We start from the raw sequence: 17,707 nt of genomic DNA on the forward strand, positions 1-17,707 counted from the left end.
AGCCCCAAACAAAAAGTGGATGGGCGGGTGCCCATCCACCGTATGCATTATCTATCAACAACCACAAACATAATAAGTTGAGTACCCTATGCATCAAACACCTGAATCCCTGTTTGCCGCACTCTGGCAACAGTACCTTGCTGTCACTCCATCTGCAGAAAAGATCCATACTCTCTTGGGCAAAGGTGCAGAGATCATCAATGATCATATTGCTCTTCGTACCTTTAACCTGCCTGGGATTGGACTGGACGCGCTAGCCAGTCATTTTCTTGCTGTGGGTTATGAGGCAAAAGGCGAGTACAACTTTGAACAGAAGAAGCTGTATGCACGCCATTTTGAACATCCTAATAGCGAGTTGCCTAAAGTCTTTATCAGTGAACTGCTACTTGAACAGTGTTCAACCGAACTGCAGAAGATAGTCAAAGGACTGGTATCGCAGTTACCTGACAACGCAGCTGAGCAGAAAGAGTTTTTACACTCAGGCGCGCAGTGGCGTTGTTCAAACCAGGATTACCAGGCATTAGCTGCCGAAAGCGAATATGCCGCTTGGATGGCTGCCTGGGGTTATCGTGCCAACCATTTTACTGTATCGGTAAATCATTTGGCTGAGTTTGAGACCTTGGAGTCGGTCAATGAGGCCCTGAAAACTGCGGGTTTCGCTCTCAATACCAGTGGTGGTGAAATCAAGGGCTCACCGGAAGTGTTACTGGAGCAGTCTTCGACTATGGCGGATAGAGCGGAAGTTGAGTTTACTGATGGTGTGCAGGTGGTTCCAAGTTGCTTCTATGAGTTTGCGCGACGCTATGCAATGCCTGACGGTAACCTTTATACCGGATTTGTCGCTGCATCGGCAGATAAGATATTTGAAAGCACGGATATGCGCTGATTAGGGGTTTAGCTAGCTAGACTCGATCTTGTTGAAAATAAAAAAGGCAGCTTTATCGCTGCCTTTTTTGATGGGTAGGTTCGACAAGCTTATCGAGTACCAAACACCACTATTGTCTTACCGTGAGCATGAATAAGATTCTGCTCTTCGAGCATTTTCAGAATACGGCCTACGGTTTCGCGAGAACAGCCAACGATCTGACCAATTTCCTGGCGGGTGATCTTAATCTGCATACCGTCAGGGTGGGTCATTGCGTCAGGTTGTTTGGCAAGATTCAGCAAGGTTTGCGCAATGCGACCTGCAACATCAAGGAATGCCAAGTCACCCACTTTTTGGCTGGTGGTTTGCAGACGATTTGCCATCTGACCGGATAGACGCATCAGAATTTCTGGATTGACCTGAATGAGTTGACGGAATTTCTTATAGGAAATTTCAGCTACTTCACACTGGGCCTTAGCTCTTACCCACGCCGTGCGCTCTGGCTCTTCTTCGAATAAGCCAAGTTCGCCAATGAAATCGCCCTGATTCAGGTAGGAGAGGATCATCTCTTTACCTTCTTCATCTTTGATCAGTACCGCGACAGATCCTTTGACGATGTAGTACAGAGTATCGGCTTTTTCACCCGCGTGGATCAGCGTGCTTTTTGCTGGATACTTGTGGATATGGCAGTGGGAAAGGAACCACTCCAATACCGGGTCGGCTTGTGGTTTGCCAATAAGGGCCATGAGCACTCCTTCCTTTTTTTCTATTAAACTTTATTTGTGGCACCTGAGATGCCGTTAAAATTATTAGCCTTGTAACACCTTGTTAACACTTGGCGTTAACGAGCTACACTATCATAGTTTGCGCCAAAGCCAAGTATTTATAACTGACCTGAGTCGTGTTTACCGTTGATTTGCACCTTTTGCAGGGGAAATTGATTGCTATAGCGCAGAAAAGCGGACACTAATTGGCATGCTGCCTTGCCTGTTACGCGTTTGATGGTACATTTAGCCTAGATATCAAGAGGTTTAGGTATGAGTGACGACCAGCAGGAACGACGCCGCGAGACCCGTTATAAATTAAGAAACATTATAACGGGGCAACTCAAGCCAGCGGGGTTGGGTGGTATGTTTAGTAAAGCCACCAATGTAATGATCATTAACGTCAGCCCCAAAGGGGTTGGGTTGCATACCAAAGAAGCCCCGCCGGCAGGTAAGGATGCAAAAGTAAAATTGACTATTCTTGCGTTGGGCAGCAATAGAACGATTTCTGGTCGCATTAAGCACCTGAACGTTATTCAGAGTGGTTATATCTTTGGTCTGGAATTAGATGTGCCCAAGCACGAAAGCTTAATCTCCTACTTTAAAAGCTGCGAAGCTGAGTTTGATATTCGCTAGTATTAGAACTGTAGTGTTAGCAAAAAAGGCGCTTAAAGCGCCTTTTTTGCTATTTTTAGCGCAGTGTTGTCTTGCGTACTCTTAGCCTAAACAAGCTGAAAATCGCCACCAGCAATAGAGCTATGGCAGAAGGGGTCGGAACATCAACAGAGAGTAACACTATCATATCGTCAGCATCTCTATCTGCAGATTTCCCTGAATCGTTGAGAAACACAACCACATGTTCCCAACCTTGGTAATAAAAAACGTTCGAAACCAGAAAATTGGGTGAATCCACTTCATCTTTCTGGTTGCTGCCATTGATAACCCACTCTCCTGTACTGGCAACATAAAACCCGAAGTCTAAGAAACCGTCACCAAAAGGTAGTGGAAATTGATCCGGAGGAGATATCTCCTGTTGATCGCCGGACTTATCTATCTTGTTGCTGAATATCTGACTTCCTCCAACGTTAAAGTCGTAAAGTTGGTTGTCAAAACCAGCTTCTGAGCCAATGAAAGTGGCAATTACACTCTGTGAGGGGGTGCCAGAATATTTTACATTGGCACCACTCCAAAGGCCTACGCCGCTGGCGTTGATGCCAAATTGAGTGTTGTTCATGTTTGTATAATTTAAATTACCGCCGAGGATCCCGGTAACCGTGCCACCATTTACGCCAAGATTAGGGTTAAACGTGCCTACAGACCAATCAGATAACAATGTGTAAGCGTCTGCAGATGATGTATCCAGCTCAAAAACTGCCGCTTTGACTGGGGTAATGAAAAAAAAGACAAGAGATAGGAAAATGCTGATGAAGTACTTCATACAAGCTCCTTGTATATCCGTTCACATTGGTAGCATCCCTACTGCAGAACTGCCGCTACCAGCGACAATGACGCATAACTTGTGCCAAGGAGCAATCATTTTTTATTTCAAATAGTTACAGGTTACCTCAAAATGGGTAGATAAGATTGTGTTAAATTATGTGACGGTAATCCGTTTAGAATTCGAGTAATTTGCGTCTACGTTCTATCAACTCTTCTATCATGGGAGCCAGAATCAGCTCCATTGCAAAGCTCATTTTTCCTCCTGGTACGACCAGGGTGTTGAGGCGCGACATAAAGGCGCCATCGATCATTTGCAGGCAATAGGGGAAGTCAACTTTACTGGCATCATCAAACCGAATGACGACAAAGCTCTCGTCGAGGCTGGGAATATCCTTAGCTGAGAAAGGATTGGAGGTATCGACGGTAGGTACGCGCTGGAAGTTAACATGGGTACGTGAAAACTGAGGTGTAATGTAATTCACGTAGTCTTCCATGGACCGCAGTATAGACTGTGTTACAGCTTCTCTAGAGTGGCCCCGTTCTCCGGTATCCCGGATGATTTTTTGGATCCATTCCAGGTTTACAATCGGCACCATACCAATCAGCAAATCCACATGCTCGGCGACATTGTGCTCTTCGGTGGCGATACCGCCATGTAAACCTTCGTAGAAAAGTAGGTCGGTGTTGTCAGGAAGTTCTTGCCAGGGGGTAAAGGTGCCCGGCATCTGGTTAAAAGGGACTGCTTCGTCGAATGTATGCAGGTAACGGCGGTAGCGGCCAGTACCACTTTCGCCGTAGGCTTTAAAAAAGCTCTCCAGCAAACCAAAGTCATTGGCCTTGGGGCCGAAGTAGCTGATGTGTTTGCCCTGCTCTTGCGCTTTTCGAATCGCCACGTCCATTTCTGGTCGTGAATAACGGTGAAATGCATCGCCCTGAACCAGCGCCGCCGTCACCTTTTTATGACGGAAGATATGTTCAAACGCTGTGCTGGTTGTCGTTGTGCCTGCGCCTGATGAACCTGTGATGGCAATGATCGGGTGCTTTGCCGACATGCGGGATACCTTTTTAAGTATGAGAGCTAGTTATCGCAACCTAATAGCACTGGGTCAACCCTAACGGGCTTAAAAATCTGGTGGCGCTGGTGCTTGAACTGTCTCTAACTGCTTGATTTCTTGTTTGGTCATCAGGTTGACTGACTCATGGAGCTCAGACCATACCAGTAATAATTCGCCACTTTTCAGCTGTAGTAGCAACTGTTCAACTTTGCTTGTCAGTGATATCTCTGATTCTCCATAATCAGTGCCTTCCCTGAGAGCATAACTTTCAAGCAGGTTATAGAGGGTTTCCTCTGCTAACTCTTGATATGGAATGATCATTTCCGCTCCAGTTGCTGTTGAAAGTACAGGGGCACGCGCCTTTCCAGCCAATATCTGGGCCTCCATGGCCAGCCGCCCTCAATAAAACCCACATGGCCCCCTCGGCGGGTTAGTTCATAAGTGACATGGGGAGATAATTGATTAGAGTCCGGGATCACAGCCTCGTTCATAAACGGATCGTCAGCAGCGTGAATAAGCAGCAATGGTGTATGAATGCTTTTCAAATATTGCAGTCCACTCATTCGCTTGTAGTAATCATGTACATCCCGGAAACCATGAAGTGGCGCCGTAACCATGTCGTCAAACTGCCAGAAAGTGTTTAGCAGTGAAACTTGTTGAGGACACAGCGTAACTTCATCCGCAAGTGCAGGTGTTGCCATCTTCTTCAAAAGGTTGTTTTTCATCCGAGTCAGCAAGTGACGTTGGTACACACGTGAAAAACCCTGTCCGATTCGGTCTGCACAGGCCGCGAGGTTAAGTGGAGGGGAGATGGCACAAGCCGCATGAATGAGCGATTGGTCTGTTTCACCCAGGTAACGAACCAAGACATTTGCGCCTAGCGAGTAGCCTACCGCCAGAATTGGCGATTTGGGATGTTGCTGCTGAAGTCTCTTAAGCAGCATGGTCAGGTCGTTGATTTCGCCACTGTGGTAAGCCCTGGATAATCTATTGGGTTCACCGCTACAGCCACGGAAATGCATAACCACAGCTTGCCAGGGCAGTTTTTTTATTGCCGCAAGCATGCCCTGAGCATAGGGGCTGGCTACTGAGCCTTCCAGGCCGTGCAGCAGCAATACAATAGGTTGGCCCGGTGTCGTTTTTTGATTCAACCAATCGAGGTCGATGAAATCTCCGTCATCTAGTTCCCATCGCTCTCTGTAGGTAAAGATTGAGAGACGGCGCCGATGCAGTGTTGGCCAAATGGTTTGCAGGTGTGGGTTAGCTAACCACCATGGTGCTTGAAATGGATCAAACAAAGTGAACTCCGTTGTGAGCTAATTTGCATTATACGGCCTATGTTTTAATCTGAGTAAATAATCTAAACGTTTGTTTGAATTTTGTAGTTGCCGTGGCTAAAAACAGTATTTCTCGCCGGACCTTTATTCTCTCCATGCTTGGTGCTGGAGTAGCGATCTCTTTTGGCTCAGTGCTTTACACCGACCGTGATTTGGTGACTCGTCACCAGAGTAAATTGTTTGATCCTCACCAGGAAACCGCGCTTCGAGCCTTTATCCCGATTATTCTGGATGGGGTGATCAGTAAAAAAGCAGAGACCCGCCAGGCGCAGGTAGACCGCATCGTTCTGCAAATGGAGCTTGCCCTGCAATATCTGCCTTCCTTCAGTCGCGACCAGTTTCTCGATCTCTTGTCTCATCTGTCTCGCCGCTTGACCCGCTGGGCTTTGGCTGGGCAGTGGACACAACTATCAGAACTTAGCGTCGCACAGCGGATTGAGATCCTGCAGTCCTGGCGGCATAGTTTTATCAGCCTGCTGCAACAGGCTTACCAAGGGCTGAGGGAGCTGGTGTTGGCATCATGGTATGGCTCGTCGGAGCACTGGGCGCCACTTAAATACAATAAACCTGCCTGGGTGGTACCTGGTCGATGAAAGATCCGATGAAGCTAGCTCTGGATCAGGGCGCACAGCATATTGATGGTGCTCTACTCAGCAATGATTTGGTGCTGGAAGCTGATGTGGCTATTGTCGGTAGTGGCGCTGGTGGTGGTATTGCCGCGGAGATACTTACTACGGCGGGTCTGAGCGTCGTCATTATTGAAGAGGGCGGTTTACATACCAGCCAAGGCTTCAATATGGAGGAGAGCACTGCTTATCCGCATCTTTATCAGGAGGCGGCAGGCCGGCGCACGGTGGATGGTGCTATTTCCGTTCTGCAGGGGCGTTGTGTCGGTGGTGGTACGACAGTTAATTGGACAACATCGCTTCGTACGCCAGCCAATACGCTCGACCATTGGCGAGAGGTTCATAAGCTGCCGGGGTTGACGGTTGATGCCATGGCGCCTTGGTTTGAGAAAGTTGAAAAACGCTTACACATCCGTCTTTGGCAGGTGCCACCTAACCAGAACAATGGTTTGTTGGCAGATGGCTGTAAACGTCTTGGTTGGCAATACAATATTATCCCCCGAAATGTCTTAGGTTGTGCCAATTTAGGTTATTGCGGCATGGGCTGCCCAATTAACGCTAAACAGTCGATGCTGATAACAACGCTACCTTCAGCCATGATGCAGGGTGCAAAACTGCTAAGTCATATGCGCGTGCAACGATTGGTCAGGCAGCGGGATCGGATCGCTGAGGTCCAGTGTTCGCCCTTGGATCGGTTTGGTGCGCCATCTGGGAGTGCAAAGGTCACCATCAAAGCCAAACATGTGGTAATGGCCGCAGGCGCCATTGGTACCCCTGCAGTCATTATGCGTTCGGAGTTACCGGATCCTTATGGCATGGTGGGTCATCGTACCTTCCTGCATCCTGTGCTGATAAGCGGCTCGATCTTCAAACAGGCAGTGAACGGGCATAGCGGTGCCCCACAGAGCATCTATTCTGATCAGTTCCTATGGCCCGAACGGGATGAAATGGGCTTTAAACTGGAAGTGCCGCCGCTGCATCCGATACTGTTGGCAACTAAGCTGGTGGGTTTCGGCCAGTGGCACGCCGACATCATGGAGAAATTCAATAATCTGCAGGTGACACTGGCATTGCTTCGTGATGGTTTTTCGAGACAGAGCCAGGGCGGACGAGTAGTGTTGTCCAGCGAGGGATTGCCGAAACTGGACTATGAGATCAGTGATTATTTGTGGAAGAGTGCAAGGCAGGCGCTGCTGACAATGGCTGAGTTACAGTTTGCAGCAGGTGCGCAGCAGGTATTGCCAATGCACGAAGCAGGAGAGATCTACAATAGTTGGCAGCAAGCGAAGAAAGGCATCAATGGATTGAATATGGCACCGCGACAGACCACCCTGACTTCCGCTCATGTCATGGGTGGCTGCCCAATGGGCGGAGACCCGGTCACTTCAGTGATCGACCCTGACGGACGCTTTCACCATCTGGAAAACCTATGGGTGATGGATGGTTCAATGTTCCCGACCAGTATTGGCGCCAATCCACAGCTGTCTATCTATGGCTTTGTGGCCCGTAACGCGAGTTTGCTGGCCGAAAAGCTAACCGGTCACGCCGTTAGTAATTGGCCAAACTGAGCCTGAATCTCTTCATCCAGCGGAATGTTTTTCAGCAGCAGGTAGTTCCAGAAGCTCTGTTCAGGGTTTGCTGGTGATTTAGGTGTCGGAGACAGCCCTTTTACCTGCTCGAGCATGATCTGTTGTTCGATCCGCTCCATAGTGAGTTCTGATTCCAGCAGCTTTTGTTGCAGTTGCTCCCGGCGTTCAGCATCCATCCAACTAGCCGCTTTGGTTGCATTGCGAAGTTGACGCACCATGGCGATGTTCTGGTCATGCCACTCTTGAGACGCATCCAGCAGCACTTTGATCTGATCTGGCGTCAGTTCGATGTTTCGTTCAGCCAACCAGCAGATCAACAGCAGCAGGTTCACATTCAGCTGTTTTTCATTCTGCAACCAAAGGCAAGCCTCTTTAACTTGTGGCTGCTCATAATGTGCAATGGAGTCGTGCCAAAACTTGTCAGCTTCCAGTTCCATTCTGTTGTTCCTTAAATGCATCTGTTTCCATTTCCAGCTGCTCCTGCAGGGACAGCCACTCCAGCTCAGCCTCTTCCAGTAAAGATTTGTTATTGCCCTGTCCTTTAAGCAGTTGGTTCAGCTCTGATTTGTCATCCATGTCATAAAGAGAGGGATCTGACAGGCGCTGCTCAATCTGCTCTAAGGCTGATGTGGCTTTTTCCATTGCCTGTTCCAGCTTGGCAATCTGTTTGCGTATCGGTTGTGTCCGTTGCCTGAACTCAGCTTCTAAGCGCTTTTGTTGCTTCCGATCCAGTTTGACTGGTTTATTCACTTCTTCGGCAGAGCTTTCTGGATCATTAGCTGGCGAACTCAACAACCATTTCTGATACTCATCTAAATCACCAGTAAAGTCGGTGACTTGTTGGTTGTCCACCAGCAGGAACTGGTCGCAGCAGGCTTTCAGCAGGTGGCGGTCGTGAGACACGATGACCACTGCCCCCTCAAATGCCTGCAATGCCATGGTCAGGGCGTGGCGCATCTCGAGGTCGAGGTGGTTGGTGGGTTCGTCGAGCAGTAATAGATTTGGTTTTTGCCAAACGATCAACGCCAGTGCCAGTCTGGCCTTTTCGCCACCAGAAAAGGGTGCCACTGGGGCCAAAGCCTGGTCGCCGATAAAGCCAAATCGTCCCAGAAAATCCCTGAATACCTGTTCTCTTTCCTTCGGGGCCAAACGCTGAAGATGAAGCAGTGGAGAGGCGTTTTTGTCCAGTGCTTCCAGCTGGTGCTGGGTAAAGTAGCCCAGCTTGACGCCTTGATTCTCAACCCGTTCACCAGCGATGGTTGGAAGTTGACCTGCAAGCGACTTCATCAGTGTGGACTTGCCAGCACCATTGTGTCCCAGCAATCCAATGCGACTGCTAGGCAGAAGTTGTAAGTTGATCTGCTTAAGCAGCGCATTTCCATCGTAGCCCAAACTCGCTCTATCCATTGATAGCATTGGGTTGGGCATGCGGCCTGCATCGGCAAACTGAAAGCTGAATGGTGATGCCTGATGGGCTGGCAGCAGGTCCTCCATTTTTTCCAGTACCTTGATCCGGCTCTGTGCCTGTTTCGCCTTGCTGGCTTTCGCTTTAAACCGGGTGATAAAGGCGTTCAGCTCGGCTCGTTTCTGCTGCTGACGTTCAAATGCTGCTTGTTGTTGAAGTTGTTGTTCTGCCCGTTGGCGTTCGAATGACGAATAGTTTCCCGTGTATTGTGTGAGCTGCCCCTGGGCGATGCTGATAATGCCGTCTATCGTCGCATCAAGAAAGTCGCGGTCGTGAGAGATAAGGACCACACAGCCAGGATAACGTTGCAGCCAGCGCTCAAACCATATCACTGCGTCCAGATCTAAGTGGTTGGTCGGCTCATCGAGGAGCAGGGCATCTGAGGGCATCAGCAACGCCTGGGCCAAGTTCAGGCGCATGCGCCATCCACCAGAGAAGTCCGCGACGGGTTTCTGCATCTCTTGCTCTGAGAAGCCGAGCCCGGCCAAAAGTTGAGCCGCCTGGGCTGGGATCTCATAGCCCTTTATCGTTTCAAACTCACCGTGTAGTTCAGCCAGTCTTGCCCCATCTGCTCCATTTTTCTCCGCTGCCTTCAGGTCATCACTGATGCGGCGGTAATCTGTGTGTCCATCCAGAACGTAATCTAGTGCTGGACGGTTCAGTGCCGGGGTTTCCTGCTTCACACTGGCGATTTGCCACTGTGATGGTATTTGCACTTCACCGGCATCATGGCTGATTTCGTGCCTCAGTAGCTGCAACAGCGAAGATTTCCCGCACCCGTTGGCACCCACCAGGCCAACTTTGTGGCCGGGAAAAAGAGTAAAGCTGGCATCTTGCAACAGCATTTTGGCGCCGCGACGGAGTTCGACTTGTTGAAGCTGGATCATGAGAGGCTTATATATGACTTCGAGGCTCGGCAGTTTAGCGCAAGATGCTCACGTGAAACAGCTACTCGCAGCGAGACTGTTTGGTTAAACTGACGCGAAAAGATAAACCAATTGGATTCGACAAAATTGAAGAAACGTTTCATTGCCGGTGCGGTATGTCCGCAGTGCAACAGCCAGGACACCATTATGGTGCTGATTGATGGCGATAACGAGAAAGTGGCCTGTGCCAACTGTGATTACGAGCAGGCAAAACCAGAGCCTGAGACGCATTCATCTCGTCCTGAAGAGGAACAGGTGATTGGTATATTTAAGCCGGAGTAGAGAGCCTCGCCTGAAAACCTCTAATAGTGGGGTGGAGGTGTTTCTTCCGATTCGCTGGCGATCTGACTGCCCTGAACGCTTTTAAACTTTTCGGCTAACAATGCCATTTGGCGTTGTAGCAGTCTGATACTTGCGTCTTGCTCGGCGATCACTGTATTGAGTTGGTTGATGGTGTCTTCCTGAAAAGCGAGCTTGCTCTCCAGTTCATCAATACGTGAATCGACATCAGGTGTACTCATCTACTTCTTATTCCTGGGCAGTAATTGGCCAATATTCAGCGAGTCCGCTGGAGCTTTCGCTGATTAGGGTCTGGGGATCTTTGAAGGCGACAGCATACACTACGGCGCTTTTGGGTCGAGTATCTTTTCTAGGTGTGACATACCATTTTTGTAGTCGCTTCCCGCTGGACACATCCCACAGCGATAACACCCTAGAGGGCGAGCCCGTTGCCAGATAGCGACCATCTTCAGAGAAGCGCACCGCACTGAAGATGTTTTGTCGGTGTTTAAATTTCAGGTTACTGACCTCTTCACCTGTTTTCAGGTCCCAGATTTTGGAGCCCCGTTTACTATCCGCGGTAAACGCATACCTACCAAACCTATCCAGCGCTACTTTGCTCACTCGGGAGCTATGGACAAAACGGTAAATCGCCTGGCCGGTCTGGGTGTCCCACAGGTAGGCGACATAATCATTGCTACCTGACAATGCATAGCGGCCATTGGGAGATAAGTCGACACTGTTAATTTTGGTTTGATGACCAAGGAACTCGATGCGACGACCTGTGTCTATATCCACGTGCACCACAACACCGCTGCTTTTGCCTATCAAAACGTAACGCCCGTTTTTTGAGATAGCAACATCGCGCACACTGGAATCTCTGATTTGCCAATAGCCGAGGGACTCACCAGTTGTCATATCCCATAGGGCGAAACGGCTGACATCCGCGGTCACGGCGACACTATTGTCATCGGCAATATCTGCCGCAAGCACCAGATTGTCTTCGCCTTCGTGGCGCCAAACATATTTGAGGGCATTGCGTTTTAGATCCCAGACAGAAATGCCGTGGAGATTTGAAGATACAAGCGAGAATTGACCGTCTTCCGAAAGGGCCGCGGTATAGGCACCGCCTTCGGCATGGACAAAGCTCTCTTTTGCCTTTTCGCCTGGCTGACAAGCAGTGAGAAGGCCTGTAAGCGCGATAAATGTGATGATCAAGTTAAACCGGGACATTGGTGCTCGCTATCACTTGTGATCAGTGGTGTACACGGTAGTATAAGGCGCTCATGCGTTCGGCTAGGAAGTCGATTAGCGCCTTTTTGTATATGAAAGTAAAACAAAATGTCCACGCTTTAGCCAGCTTAGCATGCACTGGTGGCGCATGGTCGAATCATGATTGGAACGGAGAACACATAAAAAATGAAATCACTTTTTAAAGTGTCGCTGATCGCGCTGGGTATGACTACCCTGGTTGCCTGTCAGCAGGAAGCGGCTGAAGAAGCTGCACCAGCTAAACTGGAGACTGAAGCACAGAAGCAAGCCTATGCGCTGGGCTCATCTGTTGGTAGCTTTATTGCTCGCAACCTGAGTGAGCATGAAGCGTTGGGGATCACTCTGGACCGCGAAATGGTCAAGAGCGGTTTCGTTGAAGGTCTGGCAAGCAGTGGTCAGCTGAGCGACCAAGAGATCCAAACTCTGCTTCAGGGTCTTGACGGTCAGTTGAATGAAGCACGCACAGCGAAGGCAGAGCAGCTGAAAGTGGAAAACCAAGAGAAAGGTGCCGCTTACCTGGCTGATTACGCCAAGATGGAAGGTGTGACTGCCACTGAATCTGGTCTGCTTTACGAAGTGCTTGTTGCAGGTGAAGGCGTTAAGCCAAAAGCGGAAGACACAGTAACTGTGCATTACACCGGTACGCTGATCGATGGCACTAAGTTCGATAGCTCACTGGATCGTGGCCAGCCTGCTGTATTCCCTCTGAATCGAGTTATCCCAGGTTGGACCGAAGGTGTTCAGCTGATGAACGTTGGCTCTAAGTACAAGTTCGTTATTCCTTCAGAGCTGGCATACGGCGAAATGGGGGCTGGTACTATTCCACCAAACTCGACTCTGATCTTCGAAGTTGAGTTGCTGGAAGTTGAAGCTGCTGCTGCACCAGGTGAGGCGCCACAAGCTGATGCGGGTGATGGTCACGCTCACTAATACCGAGCCATATCGGTAGACACAAAAAAGGCGCTGTTCAGCGCCTTTTTTAATGCTTTAGCAACCAATAGTGAATGTGCAGGACGAGAAGGGCTACTCCGTAGTAAGCGAAGTGGTGTCTGATTGTCCTGCTCGTTGCTTTAAACGGTTTCTACCTTCGCCGCTGCACTCTCATGCAATGTTGCGATCAGCTGATCTTCCAGCTCGAAACGCACTTCGAGAGCTTTGCCTAACGCAGCCATATCTTGGTCGAAGTCGTCGAGTTCGTCTGACTCTGTGCTTTCAGCATAAAGGTCATTGAACTCCAGGCCAGCTTGAGTCGTCTCGTTAAGGCGCTCTTGCTGTGTACCTGCCAATAGTTTGTGTTTAGCGCCATTTATCTCGCATTGCGAGACAATCTGGTCATAAACCTCAAAGTGTCCTGCTGACAAATAGTCGACCAGTAGCTGACAAAATTGTTTAATTTCATCCGCTGAAGGCAGAGTGCGACCATCTCCCGTGTATGGGGGAAGGCCAGCAAGTTTGCAGTAATTAACCAGCAGTTCCTGGCGTTCATTGAGCCAGGTGTCGATAGCGTCGTGGCTGCCGCCCCAGGCTTTCTGGGCTTGCTCCAATCGCGTTAGCATTACCCGTCTCCTTGCTTCGTCGTTGGAGTTGTCATCAGTGACCATCCAGTGGGATGATATAAATCACTCATGCTTCGTCTTATACCGTTACTTTCCCCGAAATTGTTCGGGTTGTCCATACCACACCATTGATTAGCAGGGAGCAAGATTCATTGTCTCAGGATCAAACACAACCCGCAGTTTTGAAATCCAACTATTGGTTTATCGTACATGGCCAGCGTTTGCTCTTGACTGAACAGAATCTGTTACCTATCGAGCCACCTGTGGCGGTGAGAGAGTGTTTATCTGAGGATAGGTATTCGCTGGGGGATCTTGAAGGTCGAGAGGCGATCATGTGCATTGCTGAACAAGCTGATAACGCACTTAACTGGGTTGAGTTGAGAACCATTGCCGAAACTTTTTCAGCAGAGCTGTTTGCCTTAGCGGGCAAAGCCTGTCAGTGGGAGACCTTCCTGAATCAACATAGATTCTGTGGCCGATGTGGCAGTCGGATGCGGCATGTGCAGTGGGAGATGGCAATGCATTGTGATGCCTGTCAGCACCGCAGCTACCCCAGATTATCCCCCTGTATCATTGTTGCCGTTCGCGACGAAGATAGAATTTTACTGGCGCAGAATAAGCGACATAAAGCCGGGGTATACAGCATTATTGCCGGGTTTATTGAAGCGGGAGAAACTGCAGAGCAGGCCGCTCATCGGGAACTGATGGAAGAGGTTGGGATCCGGGTGCAAAACCTTGTTTATCAAAGCAGCCAGGCCTGGCCGTTTCCCCATGCGTTTATGTTGGCATTTACCGCTGAGTATGAGTCTGGGCAGCTTAAGCCCGATCCGCAGGAGTTGTCTGATGCAGGTTGGTACCGACATGACGACGAGCTGCCACCCTTACCTGGAAAGCACACTGTGGCTAGGTTGCTGATCGATCAGTTGTTGGATGAGATAAAGGCAGACAAAAAACGGCAGAAATAAAAAAGCCTCACCGGAGCGTGAGGCTGTTAAGCGGCTAAGGTACAGAGTCTCGTTCTAACGAGCTTCTTGTTTATTTTCGCTAGCACAGGCACTTTATATCAGTAGCTCACTGACTGCCGCAATCGCCAGACCTGTAGAGTGTGATGATGCGCAAAAATTGGCCCGACCTGTTGATTAAATGCGTGAGATACAACGCAATGTTATGATGGCTGAATGCAGCTAACGACGGAATCAAAATGACAGTATTGAAGAACGATCGCTATTTAAAAGCTTTGCTGAGAGAGCCTGTAGACATGACGCCAGTGTGGATGATGCGTCAGGCCGGACGTTATCTTCCTGAATACCGTGCAACCCGTGCCGAAGCGGGCGACTTTATGAGCTTGTGCAAAAACGCAGAGTTAGCCTGTGAAGTTACTCTCCAGCCTCTTCGTCGCTTTGAGTTAGACGCTGCGATTCTGTTCTCCGATATTTTGACAGTGCCTGACGCTATGGGGCTGGGCCTTTACTTTGAACAGGGTGAGGGGCCGAAGTTTATGCATCCTGTGCGTTCCCTGGCGGAGGTCGAGAAGCTACCTATTCCGGATCCCGAAGAGGGACTGCAGTACGTAATGAATGCGGTGCGTACAATTCGTCGTGAGCTCAAAGGTGAAGTGCCGCTGATTGGCTTCTCTGGCAGCCCGTGGACACTGGCAACCTATATGGTTGAAGGCGGCTCATCTAAGACCTTCTCTGTGATCAAAAAGATGGCGTTTGCTGATCCCAAGGCGCTGCACTTGCTGCTGGATAAGCTGGCAGACTCGGTCATCCTTTACCTGAATGCCCAGATCGCTGCAGGCGCACAGTCGGTGATGATCTTCGATTCTTGGGGTGGTGCTTTGGGGCACCGTGCATACGAAGAGTTTTCGCTGCGCTACATGGCCAAAATTGTTGATGGCCTGACCCGTTTTGCTGATGGCCGAAAGGTCCCGGTGACACTATTTACCAAGGGCGGAGGTCAGTGGTTAGAGAAGCTCGCTGATACTGGCTGTGATGCCCTCGGACTGGATTGGACCACGGATATGGCCGATGCAAGGCGTCGTGTCGGTGATCGCGTTGCATTGCAGGGCAATATGGACCCTTCCATGTTGTATGCGCCGCCAGAGCGTATCCGCGAAGAGGTAGCCACTATCCTGAGTGAGTTTGGCGAAGGCTCAGGCCACGTCTTTAATCTGGGACATGGCATTCACCTTGATGTACCGCCGGATCATGCTGGCGCGTTTGTGACGGCCGTGCATGAACTGAGCAAGCCTTACCACCAGAAGTAGGGTGATCTCTCGAATATAAAAGGCGCCTTTTGTTTTTGCAGGTAACAAAGCCGTTCGGGCTATTTATTTTCAGTGTGCGCTTTTATCTTCTCGGTTATCTCTTTTGCCAGCTCATTGGGAATGGGGAAGGTCAGGTGATATTGCATCAGGCGCCATCCCGATTCGGTTTTGACTAGAGTGCCGGAGCCTCGGCACTGACCATATTTGTCATTCCATAGCAGCTCGTCAAACCAGGCAAATTGCTTGTCACTACTTATACTGATGTGCCGCGATGTTGGTTGGTAGGTCCAGCCCTTTCCCTGGTCAAAGTATGGCTGAGCGTAGCCCTGAAATTCTGTTACAGTCCAACGCTCACCTGCATCCGTTCCAATAAATACCCCTTCGGGGTGAAACAAAGAAAAGTAAGTCTTGCCATCCGCCTCCGCTGCTGCATGGTGAAACTTATCCAAAATCTCGCCAACAGCGTGATCAGGGAGCTCTGGTTGTTTGTCGCCAGCCCATGTGAAAAGAGGGCTAAACAAGGTGATGAATACGAGTGATCTAATAAAAATCATAGAGTGCCTATTTTTTGATGATCGCTTGAATGCGACTTTTTAGTGGGGGCAATAAAGTTTGTTCAAACCATGGGTTTTTCTTCAGCCAAAGTTGATTCCTTGGTGATGGATGAGGCAATGGAAGTTGCCCGTCATCGGTGAACTGCTGCCAATGCCTGACGTTGTCGGTGAGTGTTTTGAAGGGGGATTTAAGGTAGTAACGCTGGGCATATTGGCCTATCAACAAGGTCAGCTCAATATTTGTCATATGCGACAATAGCCGCTGGTGCCAATGGGGGGCGCATTCGGGCCGGGGAGGCAGATCACCCTGTTTACCTTTGCCCGGATAGCAGAAACCCATCGGCATAATGGCTATCTGTTTCTCGTCATAGAATTGTTCCGGTGACAACCCCAGCCACTCTCTTAGCCGCTTCCCTGATGCATCATCCCAAGGGATACCCGATGCATGAACCTTGGTTCCTGGTGCCTGGCCGATGATAAGAAGCCTGGCACTGTCACTTGCTCGGACGACAGGTCTGGGGCCGAGCGGCAGATTTGTTTCACATAAGCGACACTGGCTGACCTGTTGGAGCAGAATATTGAGCGAATTCGACATCTTGAGCCATTAGACCTTGTTTAGCTATGGGCAGTTTAAAGGATGAGAGTGGAAGTCGCAGGTGAAGTATTTGGTCGTACGTCCTGTACATAAAAAAGCCGACAAAATGTCGGCTTTTAAATCTTACAGGCTCGATCTAAACGCTTTTAGAACAGACGCTGTGACAAGTCGTAGAGCTCTTTATCGAATGGACGAACCATCTCTTCAAGCGCTTCGATAATATCGTGGTGAACCAGCTTGTTTGCCAGAATACCAACACAGCGACCACCTTGGCCTTCCAGAAGCAACTGCACCGCGTAGTCACCCATGCGGCTGGCAAGAACACGGTCACGACAGGTGGGTGAACCGCCACGCTGGATATGGCCCAGCACAGTGGCACGTGTTTCCAGACCCGTTTGACCTTCAATGTTCTTAGCCAGTGCATTCACATCGGTAACATGCTCGGTAATCACCACGATAGCGTGCTTCTTACCTTTCGCGATCCCGTCTTGGATCTGCTTCAGCAACTTGGCTTCGTCCCACGCGTCAGCTTCTGGGATAACCAGGAACTCTGCACCACCAGCAATTGAGGCCCAAAGCGCCAAGTCACCACAGTGACGACCCATCACCTCAACAATTGAGATGCGGTTGTGAGAGCTACAAGTGTCACGCAAGCGGTCAATCGCTTCCATTACCACGTTTAATGCAGTGTCGAAGCCGATAGTGAAGTTGGTACCGGCAATATCATTGTCGATAGTGCCGGGAACACCGATACAGGGGTAACCCATCTCGGTCAGCTTCTTGGCACCCATATAGGAACCGTCACCGCCCACCACGATCAGTGCTTCGATACCACGCTTTTTCATCTGTTCAATCGCTTGTTCGCGAACTTCTACTTTTTTGAAATCCGGGAAGCGAGCTGAACCAAGAAAAGTACCGCCTTTGTTGATCGTGTCTGATACTGAGTAGCGGTCAAGCTTGTGGATATCGCCGGCATGAAGGCCTGCGTAACCATTGTTAACACCGTAAACTTCCAGACCAGCCTGCAGACCACTGCGGACAACAGCACGTACCGCAGCGTTCATGCCCGGGGCGTCGCCACCACTGGTCAATACACCAATACGTTTAATCATGCT

The 17,707-nt window shown here is 49.7% G+C and carries 21 protein-coding genes; 8 read left to right on the forward strand and 13 right to left on the reverse strand.

The window, feature by feature from the left end:
* The first annotated feature begins 88 nt into the window (after positions 1-88).
* Positions 89-886 carry a DUF1338 domain-containing protein gene (locus ABEA14_RS05910; RefSeq protein WP_345338962.1) on the forward strand — a complete coding sequence of 266 codons (798 nt, stop codon included), beginning with the start codon at positions 89-91 and terminating at the stop codon, positions 884-886.
* Positions 887-975: 89 nt separating this feature from the next.
* Here ABEA14_RS05910 and crp read toward each other — a convergent pair whose 3' ends face one another.
* Positions 976-1,611 carry a cAMP-activated global transcriptional regulator CRP gene (crp, locus tag ABEA14_RS05915; RefSeq protein WP_345338963.1) on the reverse strand — a complete coding sequence of 212 codons (636 nt, stop codon included), beginning with the start codon at positions 1,609-1,611 and terminating at the stop codon, positions 976-978.
* A gap of 291 nt (positions 1,612-1,902) precedes the next feature.
* On the opposite strand from crp, the gene ABEA14_RS05920 reads away from it, so the two are divergent.
* Positions 1,903-2,265 carry a PilZ domain-containing protein gene (locus ABEA14_RS05920; protein WP_345338964.1) on the forward strand — a complete coding sequence of 121 codons (363 nt, stop codon included), beginning with the start codon at positions 1,903-1,905 and terminating at the stop codon, positions 2,263-2,265.
* A 55-nt stretch (positions 2,266-2,320) separates the two neighbouring features.
* Here the strand turns inward: ABEA14_RS05920 and ABEA14_RS05925 are convergent, their stop codons facing one another.
* The 4 genes from ABEA14_RS05925 to ABEA14_RS05940 form a co-directional block, all read right to left on the reverse strand.
* Complete coding sequence (locus tag ABEA14_RS05925) at positions 2,321-3,067, reverse strand: hypothetical protein (RefSeq protein WP_345338965.1); 747 nt, start codon at positions 3,065-3,067, stop codon at positions 2,321-2,323.
* Between the two features lie 175 nt (positions 3,068-3,242).
* Positions 3,243-4,121, reverse strand: coding sequence for a phosphoribulokinase (locus ABEA14_RS05930; RefSeq protein WP_345338966.1), 879 nt, complete (start codon positions 4,119-4,121; stop codon positions 3,243-3,245).
* A gap of 69 nt (positions 4,122-4,190) precedes the next feature.
* Positions 4,191-4,445, reverse strand: a complete 255-nt coding sequence (locus ABEA14_RS05935; RefSeq protein ID WP_345338967.1) for a YheU family protein — start codon at positions 4,443-4,445, stop codon at positions 4,191-4,193.
* Positions 4,442-5,422 (reverse strand): hydrolase, encoded by a 981-nt coding sequence (locus ABEA14_RS05940; protein WP_345338968.1) that lies wholly within the window; start codon positions 5,420-5,422, stop codon positions 4,442-4,444. Before ABEA14_RS05940 ends, ABEA14_RS05935 begins: the two co-directional genes overlap by 4 nt.
* A 92-nt stretch (positions 5,423-5,514) precedes the next feature.
* On the opposite strand from ABEA14_RS05940, the gene ABEA14_RS05945 reads away from it, so the two are divergent.
* Together ABEA14_RS05945 and ABEA14_RS05950 are read left to right on the forward strand one after the other, a co-directional pair.
* Entirely contained in the window at positions 5,515-6,054 is a 540-nt protein-coding gene (locus tag ABEA14_RS05945) for a hypothetical protein (RefSeq protein WP_345338969.1), read from the forward strand.
* Positions 6,051-7,655 (forward strand): GMC family oxidoreductase, encoded by a 1,605-nt coding sequence (locus tag ABEA14_RS05950; protein WP_345338970.1) that lies wholly within the window; start codon positions 6,051-6,053, stop codon positions 7,653-7,655. Before ABEA14_RS05945 ends, ABEA14_RS05950 begins: the two co-directional genes overlap by 4 nt.
* Here ABEA14_RS05950 and ABEA14_RS05955 read toward each other — a convergent pair.
* Positions 7,628-8,113, reverse strand: coding sequence for a TIGR02444 family protein (locus ABEA14_RS05955; protein WP_345338971.1), 486 nt, complete (start codon positions 8,111-8,113; stop codon positions 7,628-7,630). The genes ABEA14_RS05950 and ABEA14_RS05955 overlap by 28 nt on opposite strands.
* Complete coding sequence (locus ABEA14_RS05960; protein ID WP_345338972.1) at positions 8,097-10,028, reverse strand: ATP-binding cassette domain-containing protein; 1,932 nt, start codon at positions 10,026-10,028, stop codon at positions 8,097-8,099. The genes ABEA14_RS05955 and ABEA14_RS05960 overlap by 17 nt, the downstream gene beginning before the upstream one ends.
* Positions 10,029-10,154: 126 nt before the next feature.
* Between ABEA14_RS05960 and ABEA14_RS05965 the strand changes: the two genes are divergently transcribed.
* Positions 10,155-10,349 (forward strand): YheV family putative zinc ribbon protein, encoded by a 195-nt coding sequence (locus tag ABEA14_RS05965; RefSeq protein ID WP_345338973.1) that lies wholly within the window; start codon positions 10,155-10,157, stop codon positions 10,347-10,349.
* 20 nt (positions 10,350-10,369) lie between these two features.
* Here ABEA14_RS05965 and ABEA14_RS05970 read toward each other — a convergent pair whose 3' ends face one another.
* Both ABEA14_RS05970 and ABEA14_RS05975 read right to left on the reverse strand, forming a co-directional pair.
* On the reverse strand, positions 10,370-10,588 hold the full coding sequence (locus tag ABEA14_RS05970; protein WP_345338974.1) for a SlyX family protein: 219 nt from the start codon (positions 10,586-10,588) through the stop codon (positions 10,370-10,372).
* 7 nt (positions 10,589-10,595) lie between these two features.
* A complete protein-coding gene (locus tag ABEA14_RS05975; protein WP_345338975.1) occupies positions 10,596-11,579 on the reverse strand; it encodes a WD40 repeat domain-containing protein in 984 nt (327 codons plus the stop codon).
* Positions 11,580-11,765: 186 nt separating this feature from the next.
* On the opposite strand from ABEA14_RS05975, the gene fkpA reads away from it, so the two are divergent.
* Entirely contained in the window at positions 11,766-12,548 is a 783-nt protein-coding gene (gene fkpA / locus ABEA14_RS05980; RefSeq protein ID WP_345338976.1) for an FKBP-type peptidyl-prolyl cis-trans isomerase, read from the forward strand.
* A gap of 140 nt (positions 12,549-12,688) precedes the next feature.
* Here fkpA and rsd read toward each other — a convergent pair whose 3' ends face one another.
* Entirely contained in the window at positions 12,689-13,174 is a 486-nt protein-coding gene (rsd, locus tag ABEA14_RS05985; protein ID WP_345338977.1) for a sigma D regulator, read from the reverse strand.
* Positions 13,175-13,326: 152 nt separating this feature from the next.
* On the opposite strand from rsd, the gene nudC reads away from it, so the two are divergent.
* The gene (gene nudC, locus ABEA14_RS05990) at positions 13,327-14,139 is read left to right on the forward strand and encodes an NAD(+) diphosphatase (RefSeq protein ID WP_345338978.1); all 813 of its coding nucleotides are present in this window, start codon (positions 13,327-13,329) and stop codon (positions 14,137-14,139) included.
* Between the two features lie 236 nt (positions 14,140-14,375).
* The gene (gene hemE, locus ABEA14_RS05995; protein ID WP_345338979.1) at positions 14,376-15,443 is read left to right on the forward strand and encodes a uroporphyrinogen decarboxylase; all 1,068 of its coding nucleotides are present in this window, start codon (positions 14,376-14,378) and stop codon (positions 15,441-15,443) included.
* 59 nt (positions 15,444-15,502) lie between these two features.
* On the opposite strand, the gene ABEA14_RS06000 is transcribed toward hemE, so the two are convergent.
* The 3 genes from ABEA14_RS06000 to pfkA all read right to left on the reverse strand — a co-directional run bounded on the left by ABEA14_RS06000 (position 15,503) and on the right by pfkA (position 17,704).
* On the reverse strand, positions 15,503-15,997 hold the full coding sequence (locus tag ABEA14_RS06000) for a nuclear transport factor 2 family protein (RefSeq protein ID WP_345338980.1): 495 nt from the start codon (positions 15,995-15,997) through the stop codon (positions 15,503-15,505).
* 7 nt (positions 15,998-16,004) lie between these two features.
* Positions 16,005-16,592 carry a uracil-DNA glycosylase family protein gene (locus tag ABEA14_RS06005; protein WP_345338981.1) on the reverse strand — a complete coding sequence of 196 codons (588 nt, stop codon included), beginning with the start codon at positions 16,590-16,592 and terminating at the stop codon, positions 16,005-16,007.
* A gap of 146 nt (positions 16,593-16,738) precedes the next feature.
* Positions 16,739-17,704 (reverse strand): 6-phosphofructokinase, encoded by a 966-nt coding sequence (gene pfkA, locus ABEA14_RS06010; protein WP_345338982.1) that lies wholly within the window; start codon positions 17,702-17,704, stop codon positions 16,739-16,741.
* Between the last annotated feature and the right edge of the window lie 3 nt (positions 17,705-17,707).

Source organism: Corallincola platygyrae (assembly GCF_039544265.1).
GTDB classification, from domain to species: domain Bacteria; phylum Pseudomonadota; class Gammaproteobacteria; order Enterobacterales; family Neiellaceae; genus Corallincola; species Corallincola platygyrae.